Below are 22,326 nucleotides of genomic sequence, written 5' to 3' on the forward strand. Positions count from 1 at the left end.
TGGTCGAGGAATCAGTTGTTATCTATAATCAACGAAGGCCACACATGGCCTTAAAATACAAAACGCCCGATGAAGTACATCGAGCGTTTTAGCGTAAATAGTGTCAACCTATACTAGGACAACACAGACCTATTTTGATTTATCTTTTAACTAACTCACCATAGCTCAAGATAAATTCCTTACTACCGCGCCACCAGCGACCGAAAACTCGTCCTAAGTCTTCAAAAATAACATAGAGACTTGGAATCAATACTAAGGTTACAACCGTTGCAAACAAGACACCAAAGGATAATGATACCGCCATTGGAATAACAATTTGTGCCTGTGTACTGGTCTCGAGCATGATAGGTACAAGGCCAATAAAGGTTGTTAACGACGTTAGCATAATCGCCCTAAAACGTCGGCAACCGGCGTAAACAACAGCCTCTTTTAGTGGAATGCCTTCACGTCGAGCATTGTTAACATAATCAACCATAACCAAAGAGTCATTAATAACTACACCCGCTGCCGCAATAATGCCAAACATCGACAAGTTACTGAGATCCATTCCTAAAACTAAGTGGCCAATTGTTGCACCGATAATGCCAAATGGAATAACAGTCATGATCATCAGTGGCTGTGTGTACGACTTCAATGGCACCGCCAGTAGCGAGAAAATAACCATTAACGAAATCACAAAGTTACGCAGTTGGTTACTAGTGCTCTCCATTTCCTCTTGAATACGACCAGATACTTGGCTTTGTACTAGCGGATACCTCTTCAATAACTGTGGAATAAAGTTATCGCGGATATCATTGGCAACTTTAAATGGCTCCACTTGTTCGGCATCAACACTTGCCCAAACGTTAATAGTGCGGTTGCCGTTTTCTCGACGAATACGGGTTACACCATCAGTCAATGTGATCTCAGCCAGTTCAGACAGAGGTAACTCGGCACCGTTTGGCGCTTTGATTAAGACATCATCAACATGTCCAACCGCACTGCGCTCTGCCAACGGGTAACGCACCATTACTTTAATTTCTTCACTGTCGCGAAGAATGCGCTGCGCTTCCAAGCCATAGAAACTATAGCTGACTTGAGCAGCAATATCAGACAACGTCAGACCGAGGCTATTTGCCAAAGGTTTTAAAGCAAACTGTACTTCCTTCGCACTTGTTTGACGACTATCGTTGACATCACCAACGCCTTTTAAGCTGTTTAACTTGGTTTTAAGCTCATTGGCAGCAGCGAGTAATTGCTCGTCGTTTTGGCTCTCAAGTCTAAAGCTGACATCGCCATCTTCACGACCACCGCCAAATAAATTATCGTCAATTTTAAACTGCTTCACACCTGGTAAGCTCGGGATGGCTGCACGCCATCGGTCAGCTAATTCAAAGGTGTTAATAGGTCTAAATTGTGGCTCGACTAACTTAACCATTAAATTGGCTCGGGTACGACTGCGCAAATCAACCTGCATATTAGCAATCATGGTTTGACCGCCAAACTCAGCGGCAATTTGCTCGTCAACTTGATACATAATACGCTCAACAGTCAGCGCTGTATCTAGAGTCGCTTGCTCTGAAGTATCGGTATTCATTTCAATGCTAATGCGAGGAAAATCATGTGGGATTTTCGGTTGACCAACATAGCGCACTAAGCCGCCTGCGAACATCCCTGCACTAACTAGTAGAATCGCCAAGAATACTGTTAATACCGTATAGCGGTAATGGATGGCACGAGTAATAAAAGGTTGATAGTAGTTATCAATAAAGCTCTTCAAGGTACCGTCAATAACTCTGCGTAAGCGATCTAAAGGGTTTTTATCACTTTGCTTTTTCACTTTCATTTGCGCTAAGTGAGCTGGCAGAATTAATTTCGACTCAATCAAAGAGAAAATTAAACAAAAAATAACAACAAAACCAATTGATTTACCAAAAGCAGATTCTGGGCCGTCGCCAAGTACTAATGGAACAAATGCGGCAATTGTTGTTAAGACCCCAAAGGTTGCTGGCATAGCAACGCGTTGAACACCGCGAATAACGCTTTCAGTTGAGTGACCTTTGTCTTCAATTTCAGCGTGAGCACTCTCCCCCATTACGATGGCATCATCAACCACAATCCCCAGTACCAAGATAAAGGCGAATAAACTGGTGATATTGATGGTAACGTTGACGAATTCCATTGGCATAACCAATAGCGTACCTAAGAAACAAACGGGTAACCCCATCATCACCCAAAATGCCAAGCGCACACGTAAAAATAGCGCCAACATTAAGAACACCAATACCGCACCACTTTTCATGTTGTCGAGCATCATGTCTAAGCGGCCTTCGAGGTAATACGTAAAATCTACCCAGGTTTCTAAAGAGACGCCATCAGGTAAGCTCGCTTGCTTTTCAGCAACATACTTTTTAACGACTTGAGCAACATCTGTAATCGACTGATCACCAGCAGCACCTACGAAAAAGGTGACAGAGTTCTTACCATTGAATTTAGAGTACTGTAGACCTTCTTCAAAGCCGTCAACTATGGTGGCAATATCACCTAAAAAGATATTAGAACCATCGGCTAAGGTCAGCACTGGAATCGTTTCAAATTGATGACCGCGATAGGCTTGGTTTTCAACGCGCAAGTTAATATAGCCATTTTCTGCGCGAATCTGACCTGCCGACATATTGCGTGAATGGCCACGCACAGCATTAGCGACGTCGTTGAAACTGAGGTTGTATTCACGCAATTTATCTTTGCTGACTTCAACCGAAATTTCATAACTCAAACCACTGTAATATTCTGAGATATTAATCAGCGGTAATTGTTGAATTTCATCGTGAATCTTGCGGCCAAGATCTTTTAACTCAATTGAACTCAAATCACCGTACAAGCTAATATACATAACTTCTTGGCGATATTTTTCACGTTCAACACTAATGCGCTCCATACCGTCAGGGAAGCTTGGAATTGAATCAATCGCGGATTTTACTTCTTCAAGTACTATTTGTGGGTCATATCCCAAATCTACTTCAAACCAGCCATTTGACGAGTTGCGATTTGAGTAAGTAATGACCCGCTTCAAGCCTTGCACGGTTTCAAGGGCTTCTTCGATTTTAATCGTAATGCCCTCTTCCACTTCTTGTGGCGCTGCACCAGGATAGGCAACGTTATATGAGAGCCAGTTGATTTCTATTTGTGGGAACATTTGCTTACTGATGGTGCCAGCAGTTAACCAACCACCGATAAGAATAAAAATCATCAATAAGTTAGCGGCAACACTGTTGCGGGCAAACCAGGCAATAAGCCCTTTTCTTGTTTTGTCTTCAGTTGCAGTGGTCATAATTAGTCCTCAACACTTGCTAGCTGAGTTTCTGACTCTGGTTCTACATTTGAGTCATCGTCTTCACTAATTTGACCAGGTAATGCTAACTGCATGCCATCAACGGGATAATCCAATGCTGAGGTAATGATTTGATCGCCGTCAGTTAAACCATCAGAGATGATCATATTTTTACCATCTTGTCGAACAATATTAACTGTTTGATAGCGCAACTTAGTGTTCGCATCTAATGTTGCAACTTGGTTATTGTTTACTAAATAACGTGGTACCGCCGCAGCATGAGCTAGCTCTTGACCAAGGATATCAGCATTGACATAAGCACCGAAACGCAGAGCTTTTGCTTCATTATTTTTGTTATTAGTAGTTAGCGCATAAGGATCTTGCACCGCCGCAACAAAGTAATTCATCCGGCTCATGTTATCGACGACACCTTCACTGCGAACAACCGTCGCTCGCCACTCTTGCATTTGACCAGCAAACTCACCTTTTAAAATAACCTCAGCGTTGTTGCCAGAGTCAGTCAAAAACTGAATTTGGTTATCGGCCACCGGTAAACGTACTTCTGCGACCGATGTGCCCAACACCTTACCCAATGGTAAGCCAGTAGTAACAAACGAGCCCAAACCAACAGAACGGCTTTCGATTAACGCATTATAAGGGGCTTTTATATAAGTGCGTTCGAGATTGCGTTTTGCTCTAAGTACTGATGCTTCAGCTGCTTTAACTCGCGCCAACTCTTGAGCGAGTTGAGGCTTACGCAAGCTCAGTTCAGTTGGTGCAGCATCGGTAATGCGTTTCCATTCATCTTCAGCGACCTTACCCTGAGCGCGCTCAGTTTCAAGTGATGCCCGTGCTGACGCTAGGTTTGCTTGAGCATCAATCAACGCGGCTTGATAATCGCTCGGGTCGATGCGAGCCAAAAGCTCGCCCTCATTAACAAAACCACCTCGAACGAAGGTATCAGACAGTTCAACAATTTGACCGCTCACTTGAGCAACTAAATCAGTTTCATATTTTGGTCGAACAACGCCATAAGAAGTTACTTTCAGCGTCATAGGCTCTACTTTAATCGACTCCACTGAAACAATAGGCGTATTGTCGACTGGCGCTTTCTCTTCGGGTGGTTTTTTCATACTCGATAGCAAGACAAAAAAACCGATGCCGACGGCTAAAACTATGATAGGTATAAAAATTTGTTTCCGTGTCACTTTGAATTCCCCAAAACTCAATGTTAGGTTTAACCCTAATTTAATTAAGTGAATCATAACGAATTTTTTACGTTAGTTTCACACAAATATGTAAATGCTTGTTACAAGAAATACGCCGAAATCACGACATTGTTTTACATTGCTAACAAATATTTTTAAGTATTTAAAAATCAATAAGTTAAAACCACTACAGACTATAGAAAAATACCTTAGCTAAAAGACATCTTGCTGTAGAGACAATATTGAGTTTAGTCGTTCTCGCTAAATAGTAAGTGATTAATGTTAAATTTGGTTTAATAGACTAAACCATTTATAAATTTGAACATTATCGAAAATATTTGGTCTTAACCTTTGGTTGCAGCGTTTTATCACTGTGCTTATGCTGCTCAATAAACCTTTTCTCAAAACAAATTCTCTAAATAAAGTTTCTTCCTATGCTTTCTATACTCAAAAAACTCATTAGCGATATCGAACAGGATCACCAAACTGACCAATACTCTATTGAAGCAGCGTGTACCGCGCTGCTATGTGAGGTGATGCGCGCAGATGGCCACCTAGACGCTGAAGAAAAAAGTAAGTTAAATGAGATTATTAGTGATAAATTCAGTTTAACAGCTCAAGAAACAGCTGAGATTATTGAAGAGTCAATGGCGTTAAGTGATCAAGCAATTGATTTATACCAATTTACTTCTGTCATTAATCAGCATTACAACACTGAACAGCGCATTGAAGTGGTTAAATTACTGTGGCAACTTGCCTATGCAGATCAAGAGCTTGCGGCCATAGAACAACACACCATTCGCAAAATTTCTGATTTACTACATTTGCGACACAGCGAATATATTCAGGCCAAACAAGCCATCGGTTTACCTTAAAGCGACGCAGGTGTAATGCTCGTATTTGTCGAATAGGTTACGGGAAATAAAACAGCAAGCCAAAGTCAAAGCAGGTATAATAACGCTTTTGAATTAACATCGAGCTGCGAATGGCGAAAATAGGCACTTATAACTCACTCCCAGTACTAGAACAAACCGAACAAGGCGTGTATTTAGACGCAGGAGAGTTAGGCGCAGTGCTGTTGCCTGACAGCAATGCGATATCGTCATCGGCATCGAGTGATCAGTTCGCCACTGGCCAAAGTGTTAAAGTTTTTTTGTATCACAATTCAAATGACCAGTTAGTTGCCACCACGGAACAAGCACTCGGTCAAGTTGGCGAGTTTTGCCAATTAAAAGTAAAACAAGTCAATAACATTGGTGCATTTTTAGATTGGGGGTTGAGTAAAGATCTACTCGTGCCCTTTAGTGAACAGAAACGCAAAATGGAAGCCGAACGTTCATATTTAGTTCGCATATACCAAGATCAACACACCGGCCGAGTGGTTGCCTCAAGCAAGCTTGATAAATTTATTAACGTTTGGCCAGCTGACTATCAATCAGGTCAGAAAGTTGAGCTCACTATTGCCACCAGAACCGACCTTGGCTTTAAAGCCATCATCAATAATTTGCATTGGGGCCTACTGTACAATAACGAAATTTTCCAATCGTTGCGCACAGGTCAAAAAGTCACGGGTTACATCAAAAAGCTACGTGATGATGGCAATATTGATCTAAGTTTAAGCCGAGCCGGTAAAGGCAAAGTCATCGACTTTTCTGATCAATTTATTCAGCATTTAATAGAAAACGACGGTTTTACCGCCGTGCATGACAAGAGTTCTCCGGCGCTGATTCAAAAGCTCTTTGGCGTGAGTAAAAAAGCGTTTAAAGCAACGGTCGGACACCTGCTCAAGCAAGATAAAATCGTCCTCGAAACCAATGGGATCAGGCTCAAACACAAGGACTAAAGCGGTAGCTAAAACAGTAGTGACAGACTATTTTTCGGCTAACAAAGACTTTTCTATTTGCCACAAGCGATCTTGCCCCCAACAGGTAAGATCGCCAAATTGAAAACACGGTACTCCCCAAAACCCCATATCATCCAGCGCTTGTTGATTGATTTGCATTTGAGACTGCCAATCAGTTTGCTGACCGTAATCAAGCGCTTGCTGTTCATCGACACCAAGCTCATTACAAATATCTTGAATATTATCGCGCTGCGCTAAATCGCGGCCTTCTACATAAACCGCTTGATATAACGCTTGCACATATTCCGTCAACAATCCTTGTTGCTCCATATACGGAAATAAAGGATAGCTATTGAAGATACCCTCACCAATAGGATCAGCAAATTTACCGAAGCGAATTTGATGGCGCTTGGCTTCTCGGATAGCATCTAAAAAAATGTATTTTTGTTTTGCTGGCGGTACCGTCAATCCCCGCATAACCATAGGTATAACCGGCTTTATTTCGAGCTGGAGTTGATAGTGCTTAGCCAATCGTTGCGCCTGTATTAAACCGAGGTAAGAGTATGGACTGCGGATCGATAAATATGCCGTTAATGTTCTACTTTTGGAGCTACTAAGCTGGTTGGGTAATGTAGTTAATTGTAAACTATTGCGCTGATAATAAATCTCACCATCAGCTATCGCCATCTTGAGTTTTTGCAATCGCACTTCAAAATGCGCTAATCGATCTAAACTCCAAAACCACTCGCCAGCAAAGAAAATGGTTGCTGGCAAATAATGTCCTTTGCGCTCTAAGCGCGCTTGATTGTGCAATTGAAAATTAATCACAGGAGTGGATAAATGATAATGGCGTTCAAATCCAGTCTTCCACGTCTGCTCAAAAATATTAATCGCGTCATCTATTGACTTTACCTCGAACTGCCACATGTGCTGGCCAGTTGCCAAATTGTCGGCATCAGGCATATCTGCGGGAACGTTAAGTTGATAGAGTTCAGCAATTTGTCCGGCATCTTTTAACGACCAATCGCGCCACAACTTTGGATTTGCCATGCTCGGCGAGTTTTCATAGACCAAATACAAGGTAAACTCGATTTTATAACGCGCAATTAACTCAGGTAGTGCCTGAACGAGAACATAACTGTAGGGATCATTTAATGCGAGGTAGACTTCAGCCCGAGCTTTTCGCCCCAGTACTTTAGGTACTAAGACATAGCGCAACAATAACCAACAACGACGTGCTTCGCTTTTTAACCACCGGATAACCATCCGTCGAACTGCATTGATCAAAACCTATCCTTATCGTCCAGACAACATTAAACATGTGCGTTGAGGTGACATGAGTATAGAGTAACTCTTGGTTGACTGTGTTAAAATACAACTTTCATCTAGCTTAATTGATCACTGAACACTTTTCACCCTATGTCAGACAGTAATATCACTCAAATTTTATCCCGTAATATCGATTTACTCGACAGTACTAGACCATTACTCGTCAATCTTACTGACAATTCGATTTTCTCTGAACTAAACAAAGCGTTCGATGGCTGTGAAGTGACTAGCTACCACAATAATTTCAAATACTATCAAGCAGATAAAAACAGAGGCTACACAAGCCATTTTGGTGTCGAATACCAAAGTTCTACCCCACACGACTTGGTGGTGATCGCATTTCCCAAGTCAAAAGCAGAGCTAAACTTTACGTTAGCAATGTTGGCCAGCTCGATAGCTGATGACGCGACTATTATTGTTGTTGGTGATAACAAAAGCGGTATCAAATCACTTGCCAAATTAACCAGTGGCGTTCTCAACAATGTTATTAAACAGGACTCGGCCAGACACTGTCTGTTATTTAGTGCTCAATTGATCGAGCCACAGTGCCCATTTAACCTTGAAGACTGGTTTGACGATTATCAAATTACCGTTAATTCCGAATCAATTTCAGTTGCTGCACTGCCCGGCGTATTCAGTCAAAAAGGGCTAGATAAAGGCACAGCGGTCTTGCTACGCCATGTTAAACAGCGCTTTTCTGGCAAGTTACTCGACTTTGGCTGTGGTGCCGGTGTCATTGCGGCTGCAATTGGCAAGCAAAACCCCGAATGCCAGTTGGTGCTCGCTGATGTTAGCGCACTGGCATTAGTGTCAGCTGAAAAAACCTTAGAGATGAATGAGCTCTCGGGTAGCTTTATCGCCACCGATAGTTTGTCTCATATTGCCGGTAAATTTGAACACATTATCTCGAACCCACCATTTCATCAGGGCTTGAAAACCTTTTATCAAGCAACTGAAGACTTTTTAGCCGGCGTAAAATCACACATGAGTAAACGCGCTGATATATACGTTATTGCCAACAGTTTTCTCAAATATCAGCCAATCATGGAACGCGCTATCGGGACTACGGATGTTAAAGTACAAGAAAATGGCTTCAGCCTCTATTACGCGCGGTCAAATTAGCGCTAAGCTCGCCGGATACCGGAAATGATATTGCTATTTAGCTGCTTTTCAGCAATTATCTAGATGAGTTCACTAAAACAAGTAGATATGACGACCAACCGCCAAATTCACTCAATCAACAAACCAATATTTTTCGGCGTAGTCGGCTTAATTGGTGCTAGCTTCAGCTGTGTTATTCTTTTGGTTGCTGCACTATTTCTTAACAGTACAATTGAGTACGCCAAAACAGACAGTGAACAAACGGCAAATTTGATTGGTCAAGCTAGCTTAACGCTACTAAAAGCCGATAATTACAATGCGCTCCAAAAGCAGCTAACCTCGCTCAACAAAGTCGACAGTATTAACTACGTTCACATATACACTAGCGATACCATCACAGGTAAAACGAGCTTTTTTTGCAGTTACAATCGCAGTACCGATTTCCCTGCAATCCCAGATAAAATTGATCAGATTAATCAGCTTAGCGTTGCTCGTTATCAAAATGGTTTGATTGAATTTATCGTCCCCATTGTTGAAAACAACATCCGCTACGGCTACGTCTATATCCAGATGAATGACAAAAAGATAAGTGCGGCTAAATCACAGGTCTTTATTGTTATTCTAATATTTATTATTAGCTTGTTGTTGATATCACTCTTTGTTTCAAAAAGAATTAAACATTTGTTAACGACTCCCTTAGAGGTGATGACTGCCGATATTCAGCACATCGCGCAAAAAAAAGACTATCACTACCGCTGTCGCGAACTGCCTTATCAAGAGTTAGATATCGTTGCGAAAAACATCAATATCATGCTGATGAGAACAGAAAAACATATCAGCAAGCAGCAAGATGCTGAACAAGAAATTCTCAAGTTAAACCAAGAGTTGGAAGATAAAGTTAGTTCCCGGACAAAAGCGCTCAAAGAGTCCAATCAAGAATTGCTGTCAACATTGGATAAGCTTCACAAATTCCAAAATCAACTAGTTGAAAGTGAAAAAATGGCTTCACTTGGTGATATGGTTGCTGGCGTCGCGCATGAAGTGAACACACCAATAGGCTTAGGGGTAACAGCTTCGACCTTGCTCAGCGATCGGTTGGACGAAATCAAAGACGCGTTTGAGCAAAAAACGCTGAAGTCTAGCCAACTCAAAAAGTTCCTCAATGACGGTGAAGAGAATATTCAGATTATCTGTCGCAACCTCGACCGAGCTGCTGAATTAATTTCAAGCTTTAAAAAAGTTGCCGTTGATCAATCCAGTGAAGCAGACCGAGAGATTAACCTTGAACACTTCATTCAGGATGTCTTTTTAACGCTAGCACCTGAAACTAAAGGTAAGTGTTTGTTAGAACTCAATTGCGCTGACAATATCGATGTCATCACCAAGCCGGGACCACTTAACCAGATTATTGTTAATTTAGTGATGAATAGTATTATTCATGGCTTTGAACACACTAACGACGGAAAAATTACGTTATCAATCAGCCAAGTTGGTCAGCAGCTATTAATGCAATATCAAGATAATGGCTGTGGCATCGCTGATGATATTCAAGACAAAATATTCGAACCATTCACCACCACCAAGCGCGGTGAAGGTGGCAGTGGTTTAGGCTTGCATTTAGTCTATAACTTGGTCACACAAGCACTTGGCGGCACGATTGCGCTCGTTAACAAAAATGAATCAGGCGTTAGCTTTGAAATCAACTTCCCAATCACATCAACTAGATTAGACTAGTCATTACTAAAAGCAGCTTTATCATATAGTTAGTTTTACTATTTTTTGCACAATTAGTTTTAATTGACTAAGATAGCGTTATAAACGTTAACAACTTGTAAACAGCATTCGTTAAAACTCTGTAAATAATTAGTCTTGTTAGCAATAGTATGTAACAATTGGCAGATAGCACTTTATGTAAATATCTTGCTATAAAATAAAGCAAAACAGATCAAATAGTAAACGGAATAGCATAATGCATAAACCTAATATTCTAATCGTAGAAGATGAAGAAGTTACACGCTTTAGTTTGCGTAACTTATTCGAAGCTGAAGGTTACCAAGTCTTTGAAGCGACCGATGGTCAAACCATGGACGATGCCCTAAAAGCTAATCGCATCAACTTAGTGATTATGGATATTAACTTACCCGGTAAGAATGGTTTATTGCTCGCGCGTGAGCTAACTAGTAATCCAGATTTAGGGCTTATTTTCTTGACGGGTCGCGACAACGACATCGACAAAATTCTCGGCTTGGAAATTGGTGCCGACGATTACTTAACTAAGCCGTTTAATCCTCGTGAATTAACCATTCGCGCTCGCAATATCTTGAGCCGCATTAGTCATCAGCCTCAGCTTGATAGTTCGGTGATCAAATTCAATCAGTGGACACTAGATGGCAATTCGCGACAAATGACCTCGCCAGACGGCGAAGTGTTAGCAATTCCAAGAGGTGAATATCGCGCCTTGCGTTTATTGATTAAAAATGCCGGTCAAATTGTTACCCGACAGCAATTGATTAAAGAAATGACAGGCAGAGAGTTACGTCCAAACGACAGAACTGTCGACGTTACTATTCGCCGCTTGAGAAAGCACTTTGAAACAGCGACAAATTCACCTGAACTGATTAATACAATTCACGGCGAAGGTTATCGCTTTGTTGGCTCTGTAGAATAAGCCAACACTTTACTGGCTATCTAGGCTGAGGGTTTAGTTATCGCTCAGCCAGGTTTCAAATTGAGCAATCCCTTCACTGTTTAGTTGTTCAAATACAGCAATTTTACCGCCAAATAACTCAGTATTAGTTTCATGCTCTGCTTGCGCTAGCTGCTGCTGCAATTCAGTCATGCCAACGCTACTCGCCGCCCCTTTCATCTTATGACAATGTTGACGCCATAACTCTTGATTTTCTTGCTCTGCTGCAGTTTTGATATCAAGCAAATATTGCTGCGCTTGCTCAACATACAAAGCCAACATTTGTTCAACAACACTTTTCGGCAACTGCTCGATATAACCTTTGAGTAAATTTGTATCTAACATAAATTCAAATCCGTGATAGTTTGGCTTCATCCTGCCGATTAACGATACAAAGATCAATAGTTAACCATCTAGGTTTCACCGTTTGACTGTAAACTAGCCGTAACTGTTAAAAGATAATCATTTGACAATAAAACGGTTAGCCATTGCTTTTGTTATCGAATTATTTGAGAATACCCGACCTTTTTACTAGGTTTTTGACTAAGCTATAGCAAGTAAAACTAGTAAAGCCAGTGTTAGCGCGTGATTAATGACCTTTCAAGGCTCGCATTTTAGAGCTGTTTAGGTATAAAATATGCCGCTTCATTTTGCCAGATAACAACTTGTAACCAAGACTAAGTAGCGGAGTAGTAATGCCGACATCTATGCCTGATATTGCCAACCACACTAAGGCACAAACCGAAGGTCGACTCGACTGGGTGGGTATGGGCGATATTGAAATGCCAATTATGATTGCATCTCAAGACCAATCACAGCGTATGGTTTCTGCTTATATTGACGCTTATGTCAATTTAAAAGATCCTCACGCCAAAGGCATTCACATGTCTCGTTTGTATCTGTTACTTGATGAATTATCAACGGAAAATACACTCAACTATCAAAGTCTAGTCAGCCTACTCGACGGTTTTGTTAGCAGCCACCAAGATCTCAGCGACAGTGCCAAAGTTAATATTAACTTTGACTACCACTTACGCCGCAAATCTTTAATCAGTGGCAAGCAAGGTTGGAAAGCCTACCCAATTACCTTGTCAGGCAGCTTGGTTGAAGGCAAGTTATCGATTGAATTATCAATTGATGTTCGCTACTCATCTACTTGCCCTTGTTCTGCAGCATTAGCAAGACAGTTAATCCAAAAGGCATTTACAGAACAGTTTGATCAAGACAGCATCGACTTTGACAAAGTTCATCAATGGCTCGGTACCACCGAAGGTATTGTCGCAACTCCACATAGCCAGCGCTCCATTGCGACAGTAAAAGTGAAGCTCAATGCCGCTTGTAATGAATTTCCTATTGTTAGTCTCGTTGACACCATAGAGCAAGCACTACAAACCCCAGTGCAAGCAGCGGTTAAACGGGCTGATGAGCAAGAGTTTGCTCGCTTAAATGGACAAAACTTAATGTTTTGTGAAGATGCGGCAAGACGTTTGAAACACGCTCTTAACCAAAACAATCTATTTGACGATTTCTGGCTCAAAGTAAATCACTTAGAATCACTACATGCCCACAATGCGGTTTCAATGGCAACTAAAGGCATTGAAAACGGTTATTCATCTAATTAATCCGAACTTAGGTTAATTAACTAAGCAACTTAACAAAGTTCATCTGCTTATTCGGGAAGCTAGCTATGCTTCCCGACGCTCTCTGCTCTACTGCCTTTTCTTGTCATTCCTGCACTGAAATATCTCCCCCAGATACAGCTTATACTTACAGTTTTAAGCGATCAAATTCTCGTCTATACATGACGAATAAAATATGAATATTATTCACACCTTATCTGCATAACCGATGCATAACCAAATAAAACCAATCAATAACCTTTATTTATAACATCTCGTAATAAATTTACGTCTTTTTAGTCTAAAAAGCCACCAGCAGCAAACAAGCAAAATAAAAGTTAATTATTATCAATATAATAGCGAGAAATATAAACAGCGCGAATCGTAAATATGTAACAAAAGCACGAGTAAATACTCTATTCCCGATTGACCTTTAGTATAATTGTGTTTAGTGTAGGGAGTTCATTCGGGGGGGTGAGCAGGGTATTTATGCAGTTTTTTCATAAAACCATTCTAATAACCACACTCTGCAGCCATTAATTATGCATTTCATTGACTACAAACAAATATTAGCAAAATCGTCATTGAGGCAGTAATTGGAGAGAACAGATGCAGCTTTATGATCCCAACTTCCAGAAAGATAATTGTGGATTTGGCCTAATAGCCCATCAGCAAGGTGAAACTAGTCATAAACTGATCAAGACCGCTATTTCAGCACTTGCACGTATGCAACATCGCGGCGGTATTGCTGCCGATGGTAAAACCGGTGACGGTTGCGGTTTATTGATTCAAAAACCTGATAGCTTTTTTAGATCGATTGCCGAAGAAAACGGCTGGCAACTGGGCCGTAAATACGGTGTTGGTATGATATTTCTAAGCCAAGATCCTGAAAAAGCAGCGTTATCAAAACAGATTCTTGAACAAGAGCTCAGCCATGAAACATTAACCATCGTCGGCTGGCGCCAGGTACCTATCAATCCAGATATTCTTGGGCCAATTGCCTCAAGTAACTTACCGGTTATCGAACAGATTTTTGTCGATGCGCCTCCGGGATGGCGCAACCGCGATTTAGAGCGTCGCTTATATATGGCAAGACGCCGCGCCGAAAAACGCATTGAAGACTCAGAATTTTATATCGCGAGTTTATCTTGCCAAGTAACCATCTACAAAGGCTTGATGATGCCGGTCGACTTGCCGAATTTTTATCTCGACTTGGCCGATATTCGCATGAAGAGCGCTATTTGTGTCTTCCATCAACGTTTCTCAACTAATACTTCGCCACAATGGCCGTTAGCACAACCGTTCAGATACCTAGCCCACAACGGTGAGATCAATACCATCAAAGGTAACCGCCAATGGGCACGGGCTCGCACCTATCGCTTCCGTTCGCCATTGTTACCCGATTTACAAGACGCAGCACCATTTGTGAATGAAAGTGGTTCAGACTCGTCATCACTCGATAACATGTTAGAGTTGTTCTTGGCTGGCGGCATGGATTTATTCCGCGCTATGCGTTTATTAATGCCTCCTGCATGGCAAAATAACCCCTGCATGGATGACGACTTAAAAGCGTTTTATGAATTTAACTCAATGCATATGGAGCCTTGGGATGGCCCAGCTGGTGTTGTATTGACCAATGGTCGTCACGTTGCTTGTAACTTAGATCGCAACGGTTTGCGCCCTGCCCGCTATGTCATAACTCGCGACGGTTTTATCACGCTAGCGTCAGAAGTAGGTATTTGGCAATACGGTGAAGACGAAGTCGTTGAAAAAGGCCGTGTTGGCCCAGGTGAAATGCTCGCTATTGATACCTACACCGGCAAAATATTTACCTCGACTGCTATCGATCACGAACTTAAAGTTCGACACCCTTACCAAGAGTGGTTAAAGAACAATATACGCCGCTTAGTACCATTTGAACAAATGGATGCGGAATTGGTTGGCAAACGCGCGTTTAATGACAGCGAAATGAGCCAATATCACAAGTTGTTTAATTACAGTTATGAAGAGATGCAGCAAGTCATCAAACCATTGGCAGAAAACGGGCAAGAAGCGACGGGGTCAATGGGTGATGATACACCAATGGCGGTATTGTCGAGCCAATCCCGCAGTCTATTCGACTATTTTAGACAACAATTTGCTCAAGTCACCAACCCACCAATTGACCCGCTACGCGAGCGCTACGTCATGTCACTCGCCACTTGTATTGGCCGTGAGCACAATGTTTTCAATGAAACTACGGGGCATGCTGATCGCATCACTTTCGACACACCAGTCTTGATGTATACCGGCTTGAAGCAGCTAAGAGAGCTTGACCCAGAGCACTACCGCTCAGATACGCTAACCTTGAACTACGACCCAGATGAAGGCTTAGAAGCGGCAATTATCCGTTTATGTGATGAAGCGGAAGACTTAGTTAAGAACAAAAACACCGTTATCTTGGTATTGTCAGACCGTCAAATTTACCCTGGTTTGCTACCTATTCCTGCGGCGATGGCAGTTGGTGCAGTGCAAAAGCGCTTAGTTGATAAACAATTGCGTTGTGACTCAAATATTATCGTCGAAACTGCATCGACTCGTGATTCACACCAATTTGCTGTGCTGCTTGGTCTTGGCGCAACAGCAATTTATCCATACGCGGTTTACGAAACGATTGAGCAAATGGTCGAACAAGGTCAAATTGCTTTTGACGCACGCCAAGCGTTAATTAACTACCGCAACGGCATTAACAAAGGCTTGTTGAAAATCCTCTCTAAAATGGGGATTTCTACCATTGCCAGTTACCGCTGCGCATGCCTGTACGAAGTTATTGGTTTAAACCAAAATATCATGGATCTTTGCTTCCCTGATTTACCAAGCCGTATTCAAGGGGCTGATTTCAAAGATATTGAACAAGACAATATCAACCTTGCACGCCGCGCCTTTTTACCACATCAAAAAGTCAATCACGGCGGCTTACTCAAATATGTCCACGGTGGCGAGTATCACGCCTTTAACCCCGATGTTGTCCGCCATGTTCAACAAGCGGTTAAAACCGGAAATTACAGTGACTACAAGACCTTTGCCGACGCGGTTAACAACCGCCCACCAGCAATGCTGCGCGATTTACTCGCTCTCAAAACGGACCAAGAGCAAATTAGCCTTGACCAAGTCGAAGCAGACACTGCCCTATTCAAGCGCTTTGATAGTGCCGCGATGTCAATTGGTGCACTCAGCCCAGAAGCCCATGAAGCACTCGCCATCGCCATGAACCGTTTGGGTGGCTTTTCAAATTCAGGCGAAGGTGGCGAAGATGAAAAACGCTTTGGTACTGTGAAAAATTCACGTATCAAGCAAATTGCCTCAGGTCGATTTGGCGTAACGCCGCACTACTTAATCAACGCTGATGTCTTACAAATTAAAGTAGCACAAGGGGCAAAACCGGGCGAAGGAGGTCAACTGCCGGGTGACAAAGTAACACCACTTATTGCCAAACTGCGCTTTTCAGTACCTGGGGTGACATTAATTTCGCCACCCCCACATCACGACATTTATTCAATTGAAGATTTAGCTCAGTTAATTTTCGATTTGAAGCAGGTAAACCCAACGGCGGTCATTTCAGTCAAGCTGGTTTCAGGTCCGGGTGTTGGTACTATTGCCTCAGGTGTTGCCAAAGCCTACGCAGACTTTATTACTATTTCTGGTTACGACGGTGGTACTGGTGCTAGCCCATTAACCTCAGTTAAATACGCGGGTTGCCCATGGGAGCTTGGTCTTGCCGAAGCGCATCAATCTCTGGTTGCCAATGGCTTGCGCCACAAAGTGCGTTTGCAGGTTGATGGCGGTTTAAAAACCGGTTTAGACATAGTCAAAGCTGCTATTTTAGGTGCTGAAAGTTTTGGTTTTGGCACTGTGCCTATGGTCGCACTCGGCTGCAAATTCTTGCGTATTTGCCACCTAAACAACTGTGCAACAGGTGTTGCAACCCAAGATCAAGTATTGCGTGATGAATTCTTCAAAGGCTTGCCAGATCAAGTAATGAATTATTTCAAATTCGTCGCCCAAGACGTTCGCGAAATTCTTGCATCACTGGGCGTAGCTAGCCTGACAGACGTTATTGGCCGCACCGACTTACTTGAACAGTTACCGGGCGTTAGCAGTAAGCAGCAAAAACTCGATTTATCGCCGATTATTGCACCAGTGGTTGCCGACGAAAATACTGCCTTGTATCAAACCGAAAAGAACACGCCGTTTGATCCGGGCCAATTAAACCAAGATATTTTAGTCGCAGCCCAAGATGCCATTAACCACAGTACCGGTGCCGACTTGCGCTTTAACATTCAAAACACCGACCGCTCAGTAGGTGCTGCGATTTCTGGTGAAATTGCCAAACACCACGGCGATCAAGGGATGGCAGCAACGCCAATAAAAATAGCCCTTACCGGTACCGCCGGCCAAAGTTTTGGCGTCTGGAATGCCGGTGGTTTGGAGCTAACCCTCACTGGCGACGCCAACGATTACGTCGGTAAAGGTATGGCTGGCGGTAAAATTACCATCAAGCCACCAAAAGGTGTTGATTACACTAGCCACGAAACCATGATTATGGGTAATACCTGTTTATATGGTGCTACCGGAGGCAAGCTTTACGCTTGTGGCCGTGCAGGTGAGCGTTTTGGCGTGCGTAATTCAGGTTGTCACGCGGTTGTCGAAGGTACAGGTGATCACGCATGTGAATACATGACCGGCGGTATTGTTACCGTATTAGGTGATATCGGTCTTAATTTTGGTGCCGGTATGACGGGTGGTTTTGCCTATGTCTTAGATGACAAAGGCGACCTAGACGTCAGACTCAATACTGAGTCTATCGAAATGTTAGAAATTGGCGATTTAGTGATTCACCAAGAGCACTTACGCGGCATCATTAACCAGCATTTTGAGGAAACCGGCAGTTTACGCGCGCAAGCTATTCTCAACGACTTTGAACTGTACGCCAGTAAATTTAAGTTAATTAAACCAAAAGCGACCGACGTTAATAGCCTACTTGGTCATCGCAGCCGTTCATCGGCAGAACTTCGCGTTCAAGCGCAATAAACGGGGGACACATCATGAGTAAAAATGTTTATCAATTTATTGACGTGAAGCGCATTGATCCGCCGAAAAAGCCGATTGAACAGCGTAAAATTGACTTCGTAGAAATTTATCAACCTTTGGGTAGTGAACAAAGCGCTGGTCAAGCAGACCGCTGCCTTGATTGCGGCAACCCTTATTGTGAGTGGAAGTGCCCAGTGCACAACTACATCCCACAATGGCTTGAACTAGTGACCGAAGGCAAAATTTTTGAAGCAGCTGAACTTTGCCACCAAACCAATAGTTTGCCCGAAATGTGTGGGCGCGTTTGCCCGCAAGATCGATTGTGTGAGTCGGCCTGTACCTTGAACGACGAATTTGGCGCAGTCACCATAGGCAATATTGAAAAGTACATTACCGACACCGCCTTTGCCCAAGGCTGGACACCTGACCTATCACAAGTGATTAAAACAGGTAAAAAAGTTGCCATTGTTGGCGCTGGCCCAGCCGGCCTTGCCTGTGCAGATGTCCTCACTCGCAACGGTGTCGATTGTGTCGTTTTCGACCGCCACAGCGAAATTGGTGGCCTTCTTACCTTTGGTATTCCAGCGTTCAAATTGGAAAAAGACGTTATTGTTCGTCGTCGTAAAATTTTTGAAGGTATGGGCATCGAATTTCGACTCAATACTGAGGTTGGCAAAGACGTTAGTTTTAGTGAACTAAGTGACAATTACGACGCGGTATTTTTAGGACTTGGCACTTACAAAGATATGACCGGTGGTTTTGAGCACGAAGGCGCTCAAGGTGTTTACAACGCCTTAGATTTCTTAATCGCCAATACTCAGCATATAATGGGTGTTAGTGAAAACGCTAAGCCATATGTCAACTTTAACGGTAAAAAAGTGATTGTCTTAGGTGGCGGTGATACCGCGATGGACTGTGTTCGCAGCTCTGTTAGACAAGGGGCTACTGAAGTCACTTGTGCTTATCGTCGCGATGAAGCAAACATGCCTGGTTCACCACGGGAAGTACAAAATGCCAAAGAAGAAGGCGTTAACTTTCAGTTTAATCTCCAGCCTTTAGATATTGCTGTTGATGACAGTGGTAAGGCAATTGGCGTTAAGTTTGTTAAAACCGAGCTCGGTGCACCAGATACCAATGGCCGTCGCAGCCCAGAGCCAATTGAAGGATCAGAGTTTATCATGGAAGCTGACGCTGTCGTTATCGCCTTTGGTTTCTTGCCAAGCCCACCACAGTGGATGCTCGACGCCGGTGTAGAAATTGACAACAAAGGCCGTGTGATTGCAAAAGACAATTCTCAATTTGCTTTACAAACCAGCAATAACAATATTTTTGCTGGTGGCGATATGGTCTTAGGTTCAGACTTAGTGGTAACAGCAATTGATCAAGGTCGAAAAGCCGCTCTCGGTATTCTCGACTACGTTTTTGAAGATCAATACGCTTCTGCGGTTTAATTTCAAAAACCAATAATTTATTGACTCTACTTAGCATAAAAAATACTGAGTAGAGTCAAATTATTCTTGTTTCAAATCACATATTCCCATCGTTAGATTTTGTCCCGTACTTAATAAACTGTTATTATTTAACCAAGTAAGAATTTTTATAGGGTTTTGCAGTACCTGTGCAGCAACATTCTCAACAACGCATGATCAGCATTGTCTTTGTCATTATGTTTACCTCTTTGGTAATCGTATGTTGTTATGTCGCGCTAAATAAAATTAAGCAAAACACTGAACAAAATATTAAGAACACCATGCAAACAGTGCTGATTAGTGTTCAAGAAGCTCACCATATTTTGGTTGCTCAACGAATGATTGCCATTGAGAGCTTAGCCGAGTCGCCTGAGCTTGTCAGATACAGCCAAGAGCTATTGGCCATGCACAGTGCCAAACAAAGCACTAAAGATAGCCAAGCACTGCATCAATTAAGGCGAACGATATCTCCTTTGCTCAATAAATTTGGCGATCGTGGCTTTTTCATTATTGCACCTGACTTTATTAGCATTGCCTCGATGCGCGACGTCAATATTGGTCACATAAATCTGATTCACCAGCAAGAGCCAAATCGCTTAAAACAGGCTTTTCAGGGTAAAACGACGTTTATTCCACCAGTTCAATCAGATGTGCCAATTCACCGAGGCTTTGGCTATCTCATCGACAATGCTGATACCATGTTTATCACTACACCGATTGCCGATCAAAACGGACAAATTATCGCGGTATTGGCATTGAGATTAGATCCAATCAAGCACTTTTCTGACATTACACAATTGGGTCGTTTGGGCGATTCAGGTGAAACCTATGCTTTTAATAAAAAAGGTATTTTACTCACTGAAAGCCGTTTTGCTTATCAATTGATCAAAACAAACCTAGTACCGCTGGGGCAAAGCAACATATCAAACTTGCGCATTGCTGACCCAGGAGGCAATTTACTCAGCGGTTACCAACCGACGATTGAGCGAAAGGATATGCCATTAACAACAATGGCTGAACAAGCAATACACGGGAAAAGTGGCAGTAATTTAGACGGTTATCGAGACTACCGCGGCGTTGAAGTTATGGGCGCTTGGATATGGGATCACCAATTCGGTTTTGGTTTAACCACTGAAATAGACAAGTCAGAAGCACTGCAAAGCTATTACGACACACGGGACACTTTTGTTTTAACCATAGTCTTCACCTTTATGCTAGGTGCCGTATTGATCGCCATTATGATTCGCGGGCAACGCTTAGCTAAAAAACAAATCTTACTTGCCAATAGAAACCTAGAACACAAAGTGCAAGAGCGCACCGCGGAGCTCGAACAAGCAAAACGCAATTTGTCATATGTCATCAAAGAATTAGAAGTACTAGCAATTACCGATTCATTGACTAATTTAGCCAACCGCCGTCACTTCGACAACCAGCTCAAACAAGAGTGGAAACGCTGTTTACGCCATCACAAACCACTCTCACTGATCTTATTTGATGTCGATAGTTTCAAACAATACAACGACAGATATGGCCATTCCGGTGGTGACGAGTGTTTGGTGCAAATAGCCGAAATGTTGGCACATTCTAATTTGGCCAAACGCCCCGGCGATTTGATTGCTCGCTACGGCGGTGAAGAATTTGTGGTTTTGCTCAGCGATGCTGACGAGGATTACACCCGCGCGGTCGCAGAACGTATTCGCGATGGCGTCAGTCAATTATCAATCTCTCATGACTGTACGAAAGTCGCTGAAAGCAATCATGTTACTGTCAGTGTTGGCTTTGCCGTTGCTCGAATCGAACAAGAGCTAACGCCTGAGGACTTGCTGGTACAGGCTGATGAAGCGCTCTATCTCGCTAAACACTCTGGCCGCAATCGCGTATGCCAGTACCTAGACACGAGTGAAAGCGACAACGTCACCAAAATGCACAAGAAACCAACAGAGTCGTAACTTTATTTTCGTCAATGCTTGCCTGACTGATTAGCAAAGTGCACACTATTGCTAATCAACATTAATGAGATTTTTTGACAATGACCAGCCCTCTTTTTTCCGATAAATCAGTAGCGATTAATCAAGTACGTCAAATGCTTGCTCTGCAAGATGCTATGAATACTAAAGTCAGCGCTACATGGCGTGACAACAACTATGAATGGTACCGCGCGATTTGGGTTGAGTGTGCTGAAATGCTCGATCACTACGGCTGGAAATGGTGGAAACACCAAGAAATTGACGTTGCTCAAGTACAGCTTGAATTAGTTGACATTTTTCACTTTGGTTTAAGCTTGAGATTGGTCGCGGGCGGTGATGTTGGTGCTATCGCTAGCCAAGTGGTTAATGAATTTGAACAGCTCGAACAAGACAATCAACAAGGTGACTTTAAAGTCGCACTAGAAGCTCTGGCAAGTGCTGCTGTTAGTGAAAAGGCATTCGATGCCTTAGCCTTTGCTCAGTGTTTATTGTTAATTGATATGGATCTAACGGAACTGTTTCGTCAGTACGTCGGTAAGAATACCTTGAACTTTTTCCGTCAAGATCACGGCTACAAAGACGGCAGCTATATTAAAGTGTGGCACGGTCAAGAAGATAACGAAGTATTAGCAACTGTGGTAAAAGCATTAGACCCGAGTGCCGATGACTTTCAAAGCCAAGTATATCAAGCATTACAGAGCAACTATCCAAACTAAGTAACACT

Annotated in this window: 15 protein-coding genes; 11 read left to right on the forward strand and 4 right to left on the reverse strand. The window is 42.7% G+C overall.

Annotated features, from left to right (window positions below):
• The coding region (locus tag J7384_RS10905) for an integrase core domain-containing protein (protein WP_209114217.1) at nt 1–92 on the forward strand (92 nt) is incomplete at its 5' end.
• 47 nt (nt 93–139) lie between these two features.
• Here J7384_RS10905 and J7384_RS10910 read toward each other — a convergent pair.
• Nucleotides 140–3,310 (reverse strand): efflux RND transporter permease subunit, encoded by a 3,171-nt coding sequence (locus J7384_RS10910; RefSeq protein ID WP_209113925.1) that lies wholly within the window; start codon nt 3,308–3,310, stop codon nt 140–142.
• A 2-nt stretch (nt 3,311–3,312) separates the two neighbouring features.
• Nucleotides 3,313–4,443, reverse strand: coding sequence for an efflux RND transporter periplasmic adaptor subunit (locus tag J7384_RS10915; RefSeq protein ID WP_209113927.1), 1,131 nt, complete (start codon nt 4,441–4,443; stop codon nt 3,313–3,315).
• A 509-nt stretch (nt 4,444–4,952) separates the two neighbouring features.
• Between J7384_RS10915 and J7384_RS10920 the strand changes: the two genes are divergently transcribed.
• On the forward strand, nt 4,953–5,393 hold the full coding sequence (locus J7384_RS10920; protein WP_209113929.1) for a TerB family tellurite resistance protein: 441 nt from the start codon (nt 4,953–4,955) through the stop codon (nt 5,391–5,393).
• A gap of 110 nt (nt 5,394–5,503) precedes the next feature.
• The gene (locus tag J7384_RS10925; RefSeq protein WP_209113931.1) at nt 5,504–6,361 is read left to right on the forward strand and encodes a S1-like domain-containing RNA-binding protein; all 858 of its coding nucleotides are present in this window, start codon (nt 5,504–5,506) and stop codon (nt 6,359–6,361) included.
• 27 nt (nt 6,362–6,388) lie between these two features.
• Here the strand turns inward: J7384_RS10925 and J7384_RS10930 are convergent, their stop codons facing one another.
• On the reverse strand, nt 6,389–7,648 hold the full coding sequence (locus J7384_RS10930) for a DsbA family protein (protein ID WP_209113932.1): 1,260 nt from the start codon (nt 7,646–7,648) through the stop codon (nt 6,389–6,391).
• A 132-nt stretch (nt 7,649–7,780) separates the two neighbouring features.
• Here J7384_RS10930 and J7384_RS10935 point away from each other — a divergent pair, with 132 nt between their 5' ends.
• The 3 genes from J7384_RS10935 (at nt 7,781) to arcA (ending at nt 11,459) form a co-directional block, all read left to right on the forward strand.
• Entirely contained in the window at nt 7,781–8,812 is a 1,032-nt protein-coding gene (locus tag J7384_RS10935; protein ID WP_209113934.1) for a methyltransferase, read from the forward strand.
• Nucleotides 8,813–8,875: 63 nt separating this feature from the next.
• Nucleotides 8,876–10,525 (forward strand): ATP-binding protein, encoded by a 1,650-nt coding sequence (locus J7384_RS10940; RefSeq protein ID WP_209113936.1) that lies wholly within the window; start codon nt 8,876–8,878, stop codon nt 10,523–10,525.
• Nucleotides 10,526–10,760: 235 nt separating this feature from the next.
• The gene (gene arcA / locus J7384_RS10945) at nt 10,761–11,459 is read left to right on the forward strand and encodes a two-component system response regulator ArcA (RefSeq protein ID WP_209113938.1); all 699 of its coding nucleotides are present in this window, start codon (nt 10,761–10,763) and stop codon (nt 11,457–11,459) included.
• A 33-nt stretch (nt 11,460–11,492) separates the two neighbouring features.
• Here arcA and J7384_RS10950 read toward each other — a convergent pair whose 3' ends face one another.
• Nucleotides 11,493–11,822 carry an Hpt domain-containing protein gene (locus J7384_RS10950; RefSeq protein WP_209113940.1) on the reverse strand — a complete coding sequence of 110 codons (330 nt, stop codon included), beginning with the start codon at nt 11,820–11,822 and terminating at the stop codon, nt 11,493–11,495.
• Between the two features lie 350 nt (nt 11,823–12,172).
• On the opposite strand from J7384_RS10950, the gene folE2 reads away from it, so the two are divergent.
• From folE2 to J7384_RS10975, 5 genes are all read left to right on the forward strand, one after another.
• Nucleotides 12,173–13,099, forward strand: a complete 927-nt coding sequence (gene folE2 / locus J7384_RS10955; protein ID WP_209113942.1) for a GTP cyclohydrolase FolE2 — start codon at nt 12,173–12,175, stop codon at nt 13,097–13,099.
• 606 nt (nt 13,100–13,705) lie between these two features.
• Nucleotides 13,706–18,166, forward strand: coding sequence for a glutamate synthase large subunit (gene gltB / locus J7384_RS10960; RefSeq protein WP_209113943.1), 4,461 nt, complete (start codon nt 13,706–13,708; stop codon nt 18,164–18,166).
• Nucleotides 18,167–18,180: 14 nt separating this feature from the next.
• Nucleotides 18,181–19,617: an FAD-dependent oxidoreductase gene (locus J7384_RS10965; RefSeq protein WP_209113945.1), complete on the forward strand. Its 1,437-nt coding sequence runs from the start codon at nt 18,181–18,183 to the stop codon at nt 19,615–19,617.
• A gap of 167 nt (nt 19,618–19,784) precedes the next feature.
• The gene (locus tag J7384_RS19700) at nt 19,785–21,584 is read left to right on the forward strand and encodes a diguanylate cyclase (RefSeq protein WP_209113947.1); all 1,800 of its coding nucleotides are present in this window, start codon (nt 19,785–19,787) and stop codon (nt 21,582–21,584) included.
• An 80-nt stretch (nt 21,585–21,664) separates the two neighbouring features.
• On the forward strand, nt 21,665–22,318 hold the full coding sequence (locus J7384_RS10975) for a dUTP diphosphatase (RefSeq protein ID WP_209113949.1): 654 nt from the start codon (nt 21,665–21,667) through the stop codon (nt 22,316–22,318).
• The last annotated feature ends 8 nt before the right edge of the window (nt 22,319–22,326 follow it).

Source organism: Endozoicomonas sp. G2_1, from assembly GCF_017744155.1.
GTDB lineage: Bacteria > Pseudomonadota > Gammaproteobacteria > Enterobacterales > Alteromonadaceae > JAGHQT01.

Coding starts and splice junctions, on each gene's coding strand:
- J7384_RS10910 (WP_209113925.1), bottom strand. CDS start 3,310: ATGACCACTGCAACTGAAGACAAAACAAGAAAAGGGCTTATTGCCTGG.
- J7384_RS10915 (WP_209113927.1), bottom strand. CDS start 4,443: ATGAAAAAACCACCCGAAGAGAAAGCGCCAGTCGACAATACGCCTATT.
- J7384_RS10920 (WP_209113929.1), top strand. CDS start 4,953: ATGCTTTCTATACTCAAAAAACTCATTAGCGATATCGAACAGGATCAC.
- J7384_RS10925 (WP_209113931.1), top strand. CDS start 5,504: ATGGCGAAAATAGGCACTTATAACTCACTCCCAGTACTAGAACAAACC.
- J7384_RS10935 (WP_209113934.1), top strand. CDS start 7,781: ATGTCAGACAGTAATATCACTCAAATTTTATCCCGTAATATCGATTTA.
- J7384_RS10940 (WP_209113936.1), top strand. CDS start 8,876: ATGAGTTCACTAAAACAAGTAGATATGACGACCAACCGCCAAATTCAC.
- arcA (WP_209113938.1), top strand. CDS start 10,761: ATGCATAAACCTAATATTCTAATCGTAGAAGATGAAGAAGTTACACGC.
- J7384_RS10950 (WP_209113940.1), bottom strand. CDS start 11,822: ATGTTAGATACAAATTTACTCAAAGGTTATATCGAGCAGTTGCCGAAA.
- folE2 (WP_209113942.1), top strand. CDS start 12,173: ATGCCGACATCTATGCCTGATATTGCCAACCACACTAAGGCACAAACC.
- gltB (WP_209113943.1), top strand. CDS start 13,706: ATGCAGCTTTATGATCCCAACTTCCAGAAAGATAATTGTGGATTTGGC.
- J7384_RS10965 (WP_209113945.1), top strand. CDS start 18,181: ATGAGTAAAAATGTTTATCAATTTATTGACGTGAAGCGCATTGATCCG.
- J7384_RS10975 (WP_209113949.1), top strand. CDS start 21,665: ATGACCAGCCCTCTTTTTTCCGATAAATCAGTAGCGATTAATCAAGTA.